Source organism: Paraburkholderia acidipaludis NBRC 101816, assembly GCF_000684975.1.
GTDB lineage: Bacteria > Pseudomonadota > Gammaproteobacteria > Burkholderiales > Burkholderiaceae > Paraburkholderia > Paraburkholderia acidipaludis.
In genome coordinates, this window is record NZ_BAXZ01000026.1 from 56,873 (window position 1) to 72,825 (window position 15,953).

At 66.7% G+C, this 15,953-nt stretch carries 12 protein-coding genes; 7 read left to right on the forward strand and 5 right to left on the reverse strand.

The window, feature by feature from the left end:
- Nucleotides 1-108 precede the first annotated feature (108 nt).
- Complete coding sequence (locus BAC01S_RS25155; protein ID WP_027797248.1) at nt 109-612, forward strand: Rrf2 family transcriptional regulator; 504 nt, start codon at nt 109-111, stop codon at nt 610-612.
- A 166-nt stretch (nt 613-778) separates the two neighbouring features.
- Nucleotides 779-3,376 (forward strand): ATP-dependent chaperone ClpB, encoded by a 2,598-nt coding sequence (clpB, locus tag BAC01S_RS25160; RefSeq protein WP_027797249.1) that lies wholly within the window; start codon nt 779-781, stop codon nt 3,374-3,376.
- Nucleotides 3,377-3,467: 91 nt separating this feature from the next.
- On the opposite strand, the gene BAC01S_RS25165 is transcribed toward clpB, so the two are convergent.
- The 3 genes from BAC01S_RS25165 to BAC01S_RS25175 form a co-directional block, all read right to left on the reverse strand.
- A complete protein-coding gene (locus BAC01S_RS25165) occupies nt 3,468-3,902 on the reverse strand; it encodes a YidB family protein (RefSeq protein WP_027797250.1) in 435 nt (144 codons plus the stop codon).
- 143 nt (nt 3,903-4,045) lie between these two features.
- The gene (locus BAC01S_RS25170; protein ID WP_027797251.1) at nt 4,046-4,633 is read right to left on the reverse strand and encodes a ComEA family DNA-binding protein; all 588 of its coding nucleotides are present in this window, start codon (nt 4,631-4,633) and stop codon (nt 4,046-4,048) included.
- A gap of 248 nt (nt 4,634-4,881) precedes the next feature.
- Complete coding sequence (locus tag BAC01S_RS25175) at nt 4,882-6,840, reverse strand: sigma-54-dependent Fis family transcriptional regulator (RefSeq protein WP_027797252.1); 1,959 nt, start codon at nt 6,838-6,840, stop codon at nt 4,882-4,884.
- A 469-nt stretch (nt 6,841-7,309) separates the two neighbouring features.
- On the opposite strand from BAC01S_RS25175, the gene BAC01S_RS25180 reads away from it, so the two are divergent.
- The 5 genes from BAC01S_RS25180 to lipA all read left to right on the forward strand — a co-directional run bounded on the left by BAC01S_RS25180 (nt 7,310) and on the right by lipA (nt 12,602).
- Nucleotides 7,310-8,368, forward strand: coding sequence for an ATP-NAD kinase family protein (locus tag BAC01S_RS25180; RefSeq protein ID WP_027797253.1), 1,059 nt, complete (start codon nt 7,310-7,312; stop codon nt 8,366-8,368).
- Nucleotides 8,369-8,430: 62 nt separating this feature from the next.
- The gene (locus tag BAC01S_RS25185; RefSeq protein WP_027797254.1) at nt 8,431-9,414 is read left to right on the forward strand and encodes a thiamine pyrophosphate-dependent dehydrogenase E1 component subunit alpha; all 984 of its coding nucleotides are present in this window, start codon (nt 8,431-8,433) and stop codon (nt 9,412-9,414) included.
- 47 nt (nt 9,415-9,461) lie between these two features.
- Entirely contained in the window at nt 9,462-10,466 is a 1,005-nt protein-coding gene (locus BAC01S_RS25190; protein ID WP_027797255.1) for an alpha-ketoacid dehydrogenase subunit beta, read from the forward strand.
- A gap of 4 nt (nt 10,467-10,470) precedes the next feature.
- The gene (locus BAC01S_RS25195) at nt 10,471-11,592 is read left to right on the forward strand and encodes an acetoin dehydrogenase dihydrolipoyllysine-residue acetyltransferase subunit (protein WP_027797256.1); all 1,122 of its coding nucleotides are present in this window, start codon (nt 10,471-10,473) and stop codon (nt 11,590-11,592) included.
- Between the two features lie 2 nt (nt 11,593-11,594).
- Nucleotides 11,595-12,602, forward strand: coding sequence for a lipoyl synthase (gene lipA / locus BAC01S_RS32560; protein ID WP_043203636.1), 1,008 nt, complete (start codon nt 11,595-11,597; stop codon nt 12,600-12,602).
- A 9-nt stretch (nt 12,603-12,611) separates the two neighbouring features.
- Here lipA and BAC01S_RS25205 read toward each other — a convergent pair whose 3' ends face one another.
- Complete coding sequence (locus BAC01S_RS25205; protein ID WP_027797257.1) at nt 12,612-13,967, reverse strand: MATE family efflux transporter; 1,356 nt, start codon at nt 13,965-13,967, stop codon at nt 12,612-12,614.
- Nucleotides 13,968-13,986: 19 nt separating this feature from the next.
- A complete protein-coding gene (locus BAC01S_RS25210) occupies nt 13,987-15,741 on the reverse strand; it encodes an ArnT family glycosyltransferase (protein ID WP_027797258.1) in 1,755 nt (584 codons plus the stop codon).
- Between the last annotated feature and the right edge of the window lie 212 nt (nt 15,742-15,953).

Here is a 15,953-nt window from a genome sequence, read left to right on the forward strand (position 1 = left end):
GGTTCGGCTCGAACCCACCTTGGGATGATACCCAACCGCGCTAAAATGTGCACTGTGTCTGCATGTTATTGTGCAGACTTCGACGTTATCTCGCGCGCCGCCAGAATCATGAAATTGACCGACTACACCGACTACTCGCTGCGGGTGATGCTCTACCTCGCGCTGCGCCGCGACGGTCTGACGACCATCCAGGAGATTTCGGACGCCTACGGCATTTCGAAAAACCATCTGATGAAAGTCGTCCAGCGTCTCGGCGAACTCGGCTGGGTGGACACGATCCGCGGGCGGAACGGCGGCCTGCGGCTGGCGGCCGATTCGCTCGCGCTTTCGGTTGGCGAGGTGGTGCGGCAGACCGAGAGCGACTTTGCGCTGGTCGGCTGTTTTCCCGACGAGCATGGCGAGCGCCGCGCCTGCGCGATCGAGCCCCATTGCCGCCTCAAGCACGCCCTGGCGGCCGCGCGCGACGCGTTTCTCGCCGAACTCGATCGTCATACGATAGGCGAACTCGCAAGGCCCAGGGCGGAGCTGGCGGGCCTGCTTGGCCTTGCGCCGGTTGTCTTCGTGCCGCCCGCGAAAAAAGCGGCAGCGCGTTCGCCGTCGCGCGGACATTGACTCGACTTCTCTGCTGGCCAGAATGGCAATCGGTCGCATGGGTCTTGCGCCGGGCTTCTGCGCACATCCGAGCCGCCGGATCGGAAAATTTGACATAACCCCTGTTGAAACTGGCGCAATCTCCCTCAAATTTGGTGACAGTTAAAAATCTGGAGGTCTCGTTCCAATGAGAATCGACAAGCTCACCACCAAGTTTCAGGAAGCCATTTCCGACGCGCAGAGCCTGGCGGTCGGGCACGATAACCAGTACATCGAACCGGTTCACCTGCTTGCCGCACTGGTTGCGCAGCAGGACGGCTCGGCACGCTCGCTGATGTCGCGCGCCGGTGTACAGGTGCAAGCGTTGCAGAACGCGCTCAACGACGTGATCAATCGTCTGCCGCAGGTGCAGGGCACCGACGGCAACGTGCAGATCGGCCGCGAACTGGCGGGGCTGCTCAATCAGGCCGACAAGGAAGCGCAGAAGCTCGGCGACAGCTATATCGCGAGCGAAATGTTCCTGCTCGCCGTCTCCGAGGACAAGGGCGACGCGGGCCAGATCGCGCGCCGGCACGGCCTTACGCGCAAGGCGCTGGAGGCGGCGATCGTCTCCGTGCGCGGCGGCGCGCAGGTCAACAGCCAGGACGCCGAAAGCCAGCGCGAGGCGCTCAAGAAGTACACCGTCGACCTGACCGAGCGCGCCCGTGCCGGCAAGCTCGATCCGGTTATCGGCCGCGACGACGAAATCCGTCGCTCGATCCAGATCCTGCAGCGCCGCACCAAGAACAATCCGGTGCTGATCGGCGAGCCGGGCGTGGGCAAGACGGCGATTGTCGAAGGGCTTGCGCAGCGCATCGTCAACGGCGAAGTGCCGGAAACGCTCAAGGGCAAGCGCGTGCTGTCGCTCGACATGGCGGCGCTGCTGGCGGGCGCGAAGTATCGCGGCGAGTTCGAGGAGCGCCTGAAGGCCGTGCTGAACGACATCGCCAAGGACGAAGGCCAGACCATCGTCTTCATCGACGAAATTCACACGATGGTGGGCGCGGGCAAGGCCGAAGGCGCCATGGACGCGGGCAACATGCTGAAGCCGGCGCTCTCGCGCGGCGAGCTGCATTGCATCGGCGCGACCACGCTCGACGAATATCGCAAGTACATCGAAAAGGATGCCGCGCTCGAGCGCCGCTTCCAGAAGGTGCTCGTCAACGAGCCGTCGGTCGAGGCGACCATCGCGATCCTGCGCGGCCTGCAGGAGAAGTACGAGCTGCATCATGGCGTGGAGATCACCGATCCGGCGATCGTTGCGGCGGCGGAACTCTCGCACCGCTACATCACCGACCGCTTCCTGCCCGACAAGGCCATCGACCTGATCGACGAAGCCGCTTCGAAGATCAAGATGGAAATCGATTCGAAGCCCGAAGAGATGGACAAGCTCGACCGTCGCCTCATCCAGCTGAAGATCGAGCGCGAAGCCGTCAAGAAGGAAAAGGACGAAGCCTCGCAGAAGCGTTTGCAGCTGATCGAAGAGGAGATCGATCGCCTGAGCCTCGAATATAAGGATCTCGAAGAAATCTGGACCGCCGAGAAGGCGGCCGTGCAGGGCAGCGCGCAGCTCAAGGAAGAGATCGAACGCGTGCGCGCCGAGATCACGAAGCTCCAGCGCGAAGGCAAGCTCGAAAAGGTCGCCGAGCTGCAGTACGGCAAGCTGCCGCAACTCGAAGCGCAACTGAAACAGGTCACCCAGGCCGAGGCCGACGAGCAGAACAACCCGACGCGTCATCGTTTGCTGCGCACGCAGGTAGGCGCGGAGGAAATCGCGGAAGTCGTCTCGCGCTCGACCGGTATTCCGGTGTCGCGCATGATGCAGGGCGAGCGCGAAAAGCTGCTGCTCATCGAAGACAATCTGCACGAGCGCGTGGTGGGCCAGGACGAGGCGATCACCGCGGTGGCCGACGCGATCCGCCGTTCGCGCGCGGGCCTCGCGGATCCGAACCGGCCTTATGGCTCGTTCCTGTTCCTCGGGCCGACCGGCGTGGGCAAGACCGAGCTGTGCAAGGCCCTGGCAGGTTTCCTGTTCGATTCGGAGGAGCATCTCATCCGCATCGACATGAGCGAGTTCATGGAGAAGCACAGCGTCGCGCGTTTAATCGGCGCGCCGCCGGGCTACGTGGGCTACGAAGAGGGCGGTTATCTGACCGAGGCGGTGCGCCGCAAGCCGTATAGCGTGATCCTGCTCGACGAAGTCGAGAAGGCGCACCCGGACGTGTTCAACGTGCTGCTGCAGGTGCTCGACGACGGCCGCATGACCGATGGCCAGGGCCGCACCGTCGACTTCAAGAACACGGTGATCGTGATGACGTCGAACCTCGGCTCGCATCTGATCCAGGCGATGGCGGGCGAGCCGCAGGAAGCGGTGAAGGACGCAGTCTGGAACGAAGTGAAGCAGCAGTTCCGCCCTGAGTTCCTGAACCGGATCGACGAGGTGGTCGTGTTCCATGCGCTCGGCAAGGCAAACATCGAGTCGATCGCGAAGATCCAGCTGCAGCGCCTGCGTGAGCGTCTGGAGAAGCTCGAGATGGAACTCGTGGTGTCGGACGAGGCGCTCGCGAAGATCGCCGAGGTTGGCTACGACCCGTTGTTCGGCGCGCGGCCGCTCAAGCGCGCGATCCAGCAGGATATCGAGAATCCGGTCGCGAAGCTGATTCTCGCGGGCAAGTTCGGTCCGAAGGACGTGATACCGGTTGGTGTGCACGACGGGAAGCTGGTGTTCGAACGCGTCGTGCACTGAGCGGCGGCTTTATGAGCACAAAGGGCAACGGAGTGATCCGTTGCCCTTTTTTCATGGGCGAGGGAAATTTCCCGCGCCAGCCCAGCGACGCTTACGCCTGCTTGTTTCCGCCGAACAACGAAGCAAGGCTGCCGAGCGTGCCGAGCACGCTCTCGCCGTTGATCTGGCCGCCGCTCGGGACTTCGCCGTTGGGCGTGCCGGCGTTCACGACGTGCGGCAACACCTGGGCGAGCAGGCCGCTCACCTGGTCGGGCTGCAGGCCGACCTTCTGCGCGAGGCCCGCAACGGCATCCGAGCCCAGGACGTTCTGCAACTGGTCGCCGGAAATCGCCTGATTTTCGCCGTTGCCGACCCAGGACTGCACCACGTCGCCCAAGCCCCCTTGCTGGAACTTCTCGATCAGCCCGTTCAGGCCACCGGGCTGGTTGTTGACGAATTCCATCGCCGTGGCGATGAGTTGCTGTTGGCCGCCGCCTTCTTGCGACGATCCGCCGAGCAGGGAACCGAGGGTGTCTAGCAGGCTCATGTCGATCTCTCTGGTAGTTGGCCGCCACGGAGCGTGTGCGGCCGGAAAAACGGGCGGCGCGTCAGCGGGATGCCGGTTCGCGCGCCGTGTTGCACGGTCTGTTGTCGTCATGCGCGGCGCTGTGCTGCACCGCGCGCCGGGAATCAGGCGCCGGAAGCCGCCGCGGCCGAAGCGGCCTTGGCTTTCTTCGACTTCTTGCTCTTCTTCGCCGTGGTGTTCGAGGCACCTGCCGGCGCGGAAGCCGCCGAGCCGGCTTCCGCAGCGCTGGCGGCCTCGGCTGCCTTGTCCTTCTTGCTCTTGTGCTTCGACCTGGTCGCCGTCGCTGCCGATGCCGCGTTGGCGGCCGGAGCCGCTGCCGTTGCAGGGCTGGAAGCTGCTGCAGTGGTCGCAGCGGCCGGAGTCGCGGCTGCCGTCTTGCTGCTCTTCGACGCTGCAGTCTTGCCGTTGCCCGCCGGCGGCGCCGACGAGCCGTTGATCGTCAGCCCCGCAGCTTCAAGGTTCTGCACCGACTTCGGGCCGATGCCCTTGACGCGGCTCACGAGATCGTCGGCGTCCTTGAACGGGCCGTTTTTCGTCCGCTCGTCGATGATCGCCTTCGCGTGGGCCGGGCCAATGCCCTTGACGGTTTCCAGCGCCGTTTCGTCGGCGGTGTTCACTTCGACGGCGGCGGCCATCAGCGTGGAAAGGGACAATCCGAGCGCAACGAACAGCATCAGCAGCTTTTTCAGCATGGCAATCACTCCATTGAGGGCAAATCCAGTTAGCCGGGAACGGACGACGCATCCAGTAGTCGTTAGTGCTGCGCTACAAGAATAGGCCAGTTGGTGTATCCGTGAACGGGAAGCGCTCGATTTATACCGATCGAATTGTGGCAAGTAAATCGCGTCGCACAATCTTTAATACTTCTGTGCGCTGGCAACGCGGCCAGTGGAGGCGGGCGCAACGAAAACACCTGGCTCCCGGGTCTCGCCAGGCCGGCTCAGACCCGGTGCGGGGCGACGATCCCGAGCTTCGCGATGCGCCGGTATAGCGTCGCGCGCGAGATGCCCAGTGCCAGCGCGGCGGCGTTGGGCCGCCAGTGGTGGGCACGCAGCGCGGCGACGATGCGCTCGCGCTCGCGGGCGACGGCATCGTCGCCGGTCTCGTTCTCCGGCCCGAGGGCGGCGCCCGGCAATCGTGCGGCCAGATCGCCGGGCAGATGGCGCGCCTCGACGCGCACCGTGTCGCAGACGGCGCAGGCGTAGCGCAGGGCATTGCGCAATTGCCGCAGATTGCCGGGCCAGGCGCAGGACGCCAGCCGCGCGGCGAGGGCGCCGTCGAGCACGAGCGGGCGGCCGGCGGCCTGGGCTTCCTCGGCGAAGACCGTTTCGATCAGCGTGCCGATATCGCGCCGCTCGCGCAGCGGCGGCAGCGTGAGCACGGCGCCGCAGAGCCGGTAGTAGAGATCCTCGCGAAAATCGCCTTCGGCCGCCATGTGCGCGAGATCGCGATGGGTCGCGCAGATCACTTCGAGGTCGACGCGCACCGGCGCCTCGCTGCCGAGCGGCACGAGCTCGCCTTCGGCCAGCACGCGCAGCAGGCGCGTCTGCAAGGCGAGCGGCATGTCGCCGATTTCGTCGAGGAAGAGCGTGCCGCCGTCGGCCATGGCGATTTTGCCGCGCGCGCCGTGGCGCCGCGCGCCCGTGAAGGCGCCCGGCGCATAGCCGAAGAGTTCGCTCTCGATCAGCGACTCCGGCAGCGCGCCGCAATTCACGGCGACGAAGGGACGGTTGCGGCGCGGGCCCGCGTCGTGGATCGCGCGCGCGAACACTTCCTTGCCCGCACCGGTCTCGCCGAGCAGCAGGATCGGCAGGCGCTTGCCCGCAATGCGCTGGGCGATGCGGGCGTTTGCGGCGACGCGCGCGTCCGCGCTGCGCAGAAAAGGCCCGAGCGCGCTGCAGTCGAAGCGTGCGTCGGCGCGCTCTTGGCGCAGCGGCACGGCGCCGTGCATGACGGCGGCGGCAGGTGCCGCAGTTCGCCCCAGCGGCGCGCGGATGCGCGCATGGAGCGTCATGCCCGTCGCGCGCAGCCGCAGCGTGGCGATGGCCTCGATGCGGCCGAGATCGCGCAGCTGGACGTGAGACGAATCGAAGATTTCGTCGATGTGGCGCGGTCCGTCGAGTCCCGCGATGCATTCGCGCGCACGCCGGTTCGCGGCGACGACGTTGCCGTTCTCGTCGAAGGCGATCAGCACTTCGGGCTGGGCCTCGACGTAATTGCGGCTCTGATGCCCGAAGAGGATCCAGCACGAGGACGTGCGGTGAAGAAAGTAGCCGTCTTCGATGAGCGTCGCGCTCTGGCGCACCAGCTGATTGACGATGCGCTGGCTGTCGCGATTGTCGGGCGACTGCACGGCGGAGGCGTCGAGCACGCCGATCAGCTCGCCGCCCGGCGCGAAGATCGGCGCGGCGCTGCAGGTGAGCGTGGTGAAGGCGGCGCGGAAGTGGTCGGTCTTGTGGACCGTGATGGGCGCGAGGTCGGTCAGCACGCTCGCGATCCCGCAGGTGCCTTCCTCGCTTTCGGACCAGCACGAGCCGATATAGAGCCCCGCGTGCTTGAAGTCGTTGCGCCGCTCGCGGTCGATGCGGTAGTCGATGGTGACGCCGTGCGCATCGGTGAGCATGACGCAGTAATCGGCGTCGCGAATCGTCTCGTGCAGGCGCGAGAGGCACTGGCCCGAGGCGCGCAGGAAAGCCTCCTCGCGCTCGCGGATCTCGCGCAGCTCCCCGGCGCTCAGCACGCGCGGACCGATCACCGATCCGGGGTCGAGCTGGTAGCGCTCGAACGAGCGCTGCCACGACGAGACGAGCCGCGGCGAATCGGCCGGTGCGGGGAGGCGGCCTTCGACGGCGCCGCGCACGCGCTCGGCGTGCCGGCTGGACGCAACGGCGTAGGGCATGGGCGGATCCTGGCTCTGGCGTCGGGCATGGCGAAGCATGCCTCGCGGATTTTCTTGTAGCACATCTGCGCCGCGCAATCACACCGCATTGCAGCATGCGAGACGCCTGAGACGGTTGTCTCAGGGCGTCGCCAGTCCGGCCGGCTGCGCGAGAGACAGGCGCACGCCCTTGCGGGACGGGCCTGCGAGCGGGATGCGGCCGCGCGCGGGTGCCGGGGCGTCTCGCGTTGGCGTCGCGTGACGTCGTGAATGAGACGTGAGATGCGCCCGTTTCGCGCGCGCCGCCAAGCCGGACGAAACGCGGTACAGGCCGTCGCAAGCCGGTTTGCGGGCGATTGCCGCAGATCGCAGTTATCTGGCACAGCGCTTGCAGAACTGGCGGGCAGAGCCGGCGCCCGAATGCGTCTGAATGCGCCGGAATATCGATAAAGCGTTTGCGCCTCATCGGCGCGAACCGGAGACATAGCCCGTGCCGACGCCCGCAACCGTTGGCGTGATCGTCAACCCCGCATCGGGGCGCGACATCCGCCGTCTCACCACGCATGCCTCCGTCTTTCCCACGGCGGAGAAAGCCAACATGGCCGTGCGCCTTCTTGCAGGGCTGGGCGCGCTAGGCGTCGCGCGCGTGCTGACTCTGCGCGACAAGACCGGTGTTGCGGCGCTGCTGCTGCGCGCGATCGAAACGCACCTTGCCGTCGCCGCGCACGAGTCCTGGCCCGAAGTCGAGTTCATTCCGCTGCCGATTACCGAGAGCGCGGCCGACACCCACGCCGGCGTCGCGCACATGGTGCGCGAGGAAGTGTCGCTGATCGCGGTGCTGGGCGGTGACGGCACCCATCGCGCGGTCGCCGCGCATTGCGGCGACACGCCGTTGCTCGCCCTCTCCACAGGCACCAACAACGCGTTTCCCGAGTTGCGCGAGGCGACGGTCGCCGGACTCGCGGGGGCGCTGGTCGCGACCGGCGCCGTGCCGGCGGACGTCGCGTTCGCGCGGAACAAGCGGCTCGTGGCGCGCTGTATCGAGGGGCCGAGCCGGGGGCGCGAGGAGATTGCCCTCGTCGATATCTGCGTGGCGCGGCAACCGTTCATCGGCGCACGCGCCATTTCAGAAAGTTCGGATATCGAATCGATATTCCTCGCTTTCGCCATGCCGGACGGCATCGGACTTTCCGCTATCGGCGGCGCCTTTGCGCCGGTCGGACGCGATGCCGCGCATGGCCTGCACATGACCTTCGCGCCCGAAGGCGAGCAGGACGGCGTGCCGCTCATCGCCCCGATTGCGCCCGGCCGCATCGAACGGCTCACGCTGCGCACCTGCCAGCGGCTCGAAGCGGGCGTGGCGCTGCCGCTCGACGCGGGCCACGGCACGCTCGCCTTCGACGGCGAGCGGGAAATCGAGCCCGCGCGCGGCGACCGCTACGAGGTGTCGCTCGACTGGGGCGGCCCGCTTACGGTCGACGTTGCACGCACGTTGCGTTATGCCGCCTCGCATCAATTGCTGCGCGACGTGGCGGCGAGAACCCTCTAACCCGCTTTTCAACCCGCTTTTCAACCCGCTTCCCAACCCGACAGACAACCCAGGAGACAACCATGTCTGTTACGTCCCAGTTGAACCGAGAGCAGTTGCTAAGCGCATATCGCTCGATGCGCACGATCCGCGAATTCGAAGAGCGGCTGCACGTGGAGTTCGCCACCGGCGAGATCCCGGGCTTCGTTCACCTGTATGCCGGCGAGGAGGCGTCGGCAGTCGGCACGATGAGCCATCTGAACGATGCCGACTACGTCGCGACCACGCACCGCGGCCATGGCCACTGCATTGCCAAGGGCGTCGACGTGCGCGAGATGATGGCCGAGATCTACGGCCGCGCTACGGGCTCGTGTCGCGGCAAGGGCGGCTCGATGCATATTGCTGATCTCTCGAAGGGCATGCTCGGCGCGAACGGCATCGTCGGGGCGGGCGGACCGCTTACCTGCGGTGCGGCGCTCGCGGCGAAGCAGAAAAAGACCGGCGGTGTGGGCGTGTGCTTTTTCGGCGACGGCGCCTCGAATCAGGGCGTGATCTTCGAGTCGATGAACCTCGCGTCGGTGTGGCGCCTGCCGGTGATCTTCGTGGCGGAGAACAACGGCTACGCGGAAGCGACCTCGTCGACGTGGTCGGTTGCCGCCGACAACATCGCCGATCGCGCGAACGGCTTCGGCATGCCCGGTGTGATCGTGGACGGCTTCGACTTCTTCGCCGTGCACGAGGCGATGGGCGAAGCGATCGCCCGGGCGCGCAACGGCGGCGGCCCGACGCTCGTGGAGATGAAGCTGTCGCGTTATTTTGGCCACTTCGAAGGCGACGCGCAGACCTATCGCGCGCCGGGCGAGGTGCAGAAGCTGCGCGAGGAAAAGGATTGCCTCAAGCGTTTCGAGGAGCGCGCGGTGCGTGCCGAGCTGGTGAGCGCGGCCGACCTGCGCAAGGTGGATGAGGAGGTGAAGCAGTTGATCGACGACGCGGTGACGAAAGCCAAGGCCGCTCCGTTGCCCGCCGACGAAGAGCTGCTCACCGACGTGTACGTGTCGTATCCCTGAACCCCAGACGCTTAATCTCATCAGGATTCCAGATCAAGGAGACGAAAATGGCACGGAAAATCACCTATTCGCAAGCGATCAACGAGGCTTTGGCGCAGGAAATGGCGCGCGACGAGACCGTGATCGTGATGGGCGAGGACAACGCGGGCGGCGCGGGTTCGCCCGGCGAGCAGGACGCATGGGGCGGCGTGCTCGGCGTGACGAAAGGGCTGTACGGCAAGTTTCCGGGGCGCGTGCTCGATACACCGCTATCGGAAGGCGGTTTCATCGGCACGGCGGTGGGCGCCGCGGCCTGCGGGCTGCGGCCGGTGGCGGAGTTGATGTTCATCGACTTCATGGGCGTGTGCTTCGACCAGATCTTCAACCAGGCGGCGAAATTCCGCTACATGTTCGGCGGGAAGGCCGTGACGCCGGTGGTGATCCGCACGATGTGCGGCGCGGGTCTGCGCGCGGCGGCGCAGCACTCGCAGATGCTGACCTCGCTTTTCACCCACATTCCCGGCCTCAAAGTGGTGTGCCCGGCCACGCCGTATGACGCGAAAGGCTTGCTGATCGAAGCGATACGCGACAACGACCCGGTCATCTTCTGCGAGCACAAGCTGCTCTACGGCATGGAAGGCGACGTACCCGAGGAGTCCTATTCGATTCCGTTTGGCGAGGCGAACATCGCGCGCGACGGCGACGATGTCACGATCGTCACGTATGGCCGTATGGTCCATTACGCACTCGACGCGGCGCAGAAGCTCGCGAAGGAAGGCATCGAAGCCGATGTGATCGACCTGCGCACCACTTCGCCGCTCGACGAAGAGACGATCCTCGAAAGCGCCCGACGCACGGGCCGCGTCGTGGTCGTGGACGAGGCGAACCCGCGCTGCTCGATCGCCACCGATATCGCGGCGCTCGTCGCGCAGCGCGCGTTCCACGACCTCAAGTCGCCCGTTGGCATGGTCACCGCGCCGCATACGCCGGTGCCGTTCGCGGGCGTGCTAGAAGATCGGTACATTCCGTCGGCGGAGAAAATCGCCGAAGCCGCACGCCAAGCCAGGAGCTGAAGTCATGCCGATTCACATGATCACGATGCCCAAATGGGGGCTTTCGATGGAGCAGGGCCAGGTGAACGGCTGGCTGAAGTCGGTGGGCGAGAAGGTGGCGAAGGGCGAGGAACTGCTCGATGTCGAGACCGACAAGATTGCCTCGGGTGTCGAATGCGCGTTCGAGGGCGTGCTGCGCCGGCAGATCGCGCAGGAGGGCGAAACATTGCCGGTTGGCGCGCTGCTGGGTGTGGTGGCGGACGCCGAGGCGGCCGACGCCGACATTGACACCGCGGTGGCCGAATTCCAGCGTGATTTCGTGCCGGCCGCTGCCGCCGACGGCGATGCCGGGCCACAGCCGGAGAAGGCGCAGATTGGCGGGCGCACGATACGCTATCTGAAGCTCGGCGAGGGTGGCGGCGTGCCGGTCGTGCTGATCCACGGCTTCGGCGGCGATCTGAACAACTGGCTCTTCAATCACGCCGATCTCGCCGCCGGGCGTGCGGTTTGGGCGTTCGATCTGCCGGGGCACGGCGAATCGGGCAAGGCCGTCGAGTCCGGTAGCCTCGAGGAGCTCGTGCAGAGCGTGATCGATTTTCTCGATGCGCAAAAGCTCGAGCGCGTGCATCTGGTCGGCCACTCGCTCGGCGGCGCCGTCGCGATGACGGTTGCGCAGCGCGCGCCTTCGCGGGTCGCCTCGCTTGCGCTGATCTCCAGCGCAGGCCTGGGCGAGGAGATCGACGGGGCCTATATCGAGGGCTTCGTCGCGGCCACGAACCGCAACACCTTGAAGGCGCCGGTCACGAAGCTCTTTGCCGATCCTGCCCTCGTCACCCGGCAGCTCGTGGAGGATCTCGTGAAGTACAAACGGCTCGAAGGCGTGCAGGACGCGCTCAGGAAGATCGCTTCGCAGGCGTTCGAGGGCGGCGCGCAGCGCCATGTCCTGCGCGAGCGGCTGGGCACGCTTGCGCCTCGCGTGCTCGTGATCTGGGGGGCGACCGATCAGATCATTCCCGTGCGTCACGCAGAAGGTCTGCCGTCGGGCGTCCACGTGGAGGTGATCGAGGGCCGGGGCCACATGGTGCAGATGGAAGCCGCCGCCGAAGTCAATCGCCTGCTCAGGGCCTTTTTCGACGAAGAGGCCTGAGCATGAGCGCCGCCACGTTCGAAACGGCGCGCGAGGGCACGACCGCGCTCGGTCAGCATGGCCTGCGCAGCCGCGAGAAACTCGCGCGCATTCCCGTGAAGATCGTTCAAGCCGAAGCGGTGTTGCCCAAGCCGCCCTGGCTGCGCGCGCGGCCGCTGATGAGCGCGACGGTCGCGGACGTGGCGGCGGTGCTGCGCGAGCATCGGCTTCATTCGGTGTGCGAAGAGGCGATGTGCCCGAACATCGGCGAGTGCTTCGCGCAGCGCACGGCGACTTTCATGATCATGGGAGGACTCTGCACGCGCCGCTGTCCGTTCTGCGACGTCGCGCACGGCCGTCCGGACCCGCTCGACGCCGAGGAGCCGGCCCGTCTCGCAGCGGCGGTCGCGGCGCTCGGCCTGCGGCACGTCGTGATCACCTCGGTCGACCGCGACGATCTGCGCGACGGCGGCGCCGAGCATTTCGCGCGCTGCGTGGCGGCCGTGCGCGAGCGGGTGCCGGGCATCGGCGTCGAACTGCTGACCCCGGACTTTCGCGGTCGCATCACACGTGCGCTCGACGCGCTTTCGGCCGCATGGCCCGACGTCTTCAATCATAACGTCGAGACCGTGCCGTTGCTCTATCGCGCGGCGCGTCCGGGTGCGGACTATCGCGGCTCGCTCGATTTGCTGGCGCGGGCGAAGGCGGCTTGCGCTTCGCTCGTCACGAAGTCGGGGTTGATGGTGGGCCTCGGCGAGACCGATGCCGAATTGCTTGCGACCATGCGCGATCTGCGCGCACATGGCGTAGAAGTCCTGACGATCGGGCAGTATCTCGCGCCGTCGCGGTTCCATTTGCCGGTGCGACGCTACGTGAGCCCGGAAGCATTCACCGCGCTACGCGAGGCGGGACTCGCGATGGGCTTCAGGGAGGTGGTGGCCGGGCCGCTCGTGCGTTCGTCGTATCACGCGGCGCAGACCGCCGAAGCAGCGCAGGTGGCAATGCAGGTGGCAACGCAGGTGCCAAGCTAACAACGCGGATTACGCCGGCTCGCGCAGATATCGCGTGCTGATGCGCGAAAGATAAAGCGTGAGGCCGGCGCCCGCAATCGCGAGGCTTGCCATGTTGGCGAGCCAGAAGCCGCGTGCGCCCGTGGCCCATATGGGCAGCGTGCCCGTCACGTCGAAGCCGAGCGCGTAGCCGCCGCCAAGTCCCACGCCCCAGAGCGCGATGGCATAGATCACGGTCGGCACGACGGCGACTTTATAGGCGCGCAAGGCAAACGCCGTAGTGACCTGCAGTGCGTCGAAAACGTGATACAGCGCGACGATGGCGACGAGCGGCATTGCCCGCGTCAGCACAGCCGGGTCGGGCGTGTAGCCGCCAATGATCAGCGGCCGCAGCACGAACACGGCGAGCGCGAAGCAGCAGGCAAGACTTACCGCCGTCGCGATGCCGTGCCGCGCGAGCGTGCGCGCCTCGGCGGGACGGTTGCCGCCTAGCGCCTGAGCCACGAGCGTCGAGGTCGCCACGCCGATGGAGAGCGGCGTCATGTACAGCACGGCGCCGATGTTGCCCGCGATCTGGTGGCCGGCAAGCGTCGTCGTGCCGAGCCTGGCGATGAAGATCGCCATGAACGTGTACGAGGTCACCTCGATCAGATACGAGAGGCCCATCGGGATGCCGAGCTTGAGCAGTTCTGCCTGGCGTTTCCAGTGCGGCCGGCAGAAGTGCCGGAAGATGCCGAACGGCGCGAACACGTCGATGCGGGTGAGGGCGAGCACCGCGAAAACGGCGAGCGCCCAGTTGATCGCGGTGCTGGCGAGCGCGCAGCCGGGGCCGCCGAGCTCCGGCACGCCGAGTCCGCCGAAGATGAACCAGCGATTGAGCAGCACCTTCAGCACGAGCGCGGCCAGCTGGAGAAACATCACGAGGCGCGGCCGGCCCACGGCATTCGCGAGCGAGCTGTAAATGCGAAAGGCGAGTCCCGCGGGCAGGCCGAACGCAAGCAGCCGCAGGTAGTCGACGGTACGCTCGCGCAGCGCTTCGGGCGCGCGGGCGAGGTCGAGCAGCGGGCCCGGGAAATAGAGGATCGCCCCGCCGATCACCATCAGCACGAGCGCGAGCCAGAGCGCCTGGCGCACTTCCTCGCCGATCTCGGCGTCGCGCCGGGCGCCGTAGAGCTGGGCCGCGAGCGGCTGCAGCGCGCTCAGCACGCCGGTGAGGCTGATGTAGACGGAGACGTAGATCGAGGAGCCGAGGCCGAGCGCGGCGAGGTCGAGCGCGGAGTAGCGTCCGACCATCGCCGTGTCGATCACGCCGAACGCGATGATGGCGAGCTGGCCGACCAGCACCGGCCATGCAAGGCTGGCGATGCGGCGAACGTCGCCGAGCACGGTGCCGCTCACCGCGGCCTCAGTTCGGACGCTGGCGCCAGATGTGGCGCTTCACGGGCGGCTGCGGACGGTCGATGCGCACGTACAGGCGGAAGCGCTCGTCGCGGTCGGCGGCGCGGCGGCCTTCCCACACCAGCTTCCAGGCAAAGTTGGACATCGAGCTCGGCTCGCCGTAGTCCTGGGTATCCTGGCGCAGGATGACGTCGCAGTCTTCGTCGAACGAGAAGTGCATCTTGCCGAAGTAGGCGAAGGTCGCGATCTGCGCGTCGCCAAGGCGCACCGGCGAAATGCACGAATAATCGGCGGGCAGGTGCGCCGCGATCTGCTGCGCGACGTCCTTGTAGGTCCGGCTGTAGTTGACGACGGGCAGCCACAGCGTCATGAGCAGCACCCACATGAGCGTGGTGCCGCCGCTCGAAAGCACGACGCTGCGCCACAGCACTTTCGGATGCCGCGCGATGCGCCACTGCGCGAGGACGATCCAGCACACCGTCACAGCCACGGCGCAGGCAAACGACAGAATCTTGAACTGCGGCGTGAATCCCGGGGCGAGGCGTGCGAGATTGCGTGCGAGCGGCGCGGGAAAGCCGGTCATGCCGGCGAGCCACACGAGCCAGACGAAGGTGCCGAGTATGGTGAAGCTCAGGACGGCGAACCAGTCGATGGCGTTGATCGCGCCGCGCTTGAGCGTGGGCAGCGCGAACGCGGCAAGCACCGAGAGCGCCGGCAGCACGAGCATGAAGAGGCGGTTGGTCTCGTGGCTTTGCACGACCACGAGGATCAGCAGCGGCACGATGACCGAAAGCGGAATGGCGATATGCGGCGCGCGGCGCAGGCCGGCCCAACTGAACCAGGCCCATATCGCGAGCGGCCAGGCGGGCCATGTGAAGAGCGGCAGGTTCTTCGCCGCGTAGCGCAGCACCGACCCCGGCGGCCCGGCATAGGCATTGACGCTCGAACTGGCCCACTGGTTGAGGAACCACACGGCGTCGTCGGGATAGAGGTGGAGCGCAAGGAACGGCCAGGACGCCGAAATCACGAGCGCCAGCGGCAGCCCCGCAACGAGCAGCCAGCGCGAGCGCGTCTCCGGCGCGATGGCGAGCATCGCGAGCGTACCCACGAGCAGGGCGCCCACCTGCACCGGTCCGCTGGAGAGCATCACGACGCCGAGCGCGAAGCCCCACCAGAGCGCACCCTGGATCGGCTTGTCGATGGCGCGCACGATGCCGTACAGCAGCATCGCGATGCCCACGAACTGCATGAGCTGCGGTGTGGTCTCATGGCCGCGTTCCGCCAGACCGAAGCAGGCGAGCAGGATCAGCAGTGCGCCGTCGGCAAGGGTGCGGCCGTAGTCGCGCGGCTCGGGTTCGCCGCCGAACGCGTACTTGAAGGGCTGGACCTCGGGGCGCCGGCCGAGCAGATAGGCGCTGTACCAGACGAACGCGCAGGCGAGGCAGAACAGCACGCCGGTGGCCACGCGCGAGGCGTTGCTCGCGTCGACCCACGGGGCGAAAACGCGGATGCACAGCGCGCCGAGCCAGTAGCCGAGCGGACCGTTTTCGGTGATGTACTTGCCGACGAGGTTGGGCAGCAGCCAGTCGTGCGCGGTGCCGCCGGCCATCGTCCACATCACGCCGAAGCCCGCCGCGTCCTCGTTCTTCCACGGATCGCGGCCGAACAGGCCGAACGAGGCGAAGACGATACACATGGTCAGCAGCAGCCAGCGCGGCAGCGCGCTGGTGGCAGAGGCGGTCAGTCGGATGGCTGGCTTCATTCAGTACTAGGTAAGCGGGTAACCGGACCGGCACATGCTCGGCGGCCCCGAATCCGGCATTCTAGCCGGGCCGGAGAGTGCGCGTCACGGCGAACAGCGGGCCGAAAACACGGGATAACCACGGAAACAGGGCGGTGCCGGCCGGCCCGATGGCGCGGATAACGCACAGGCAATGCACGGGCAACAAAAAAGGGCAGCGATCGCTGCCCTTC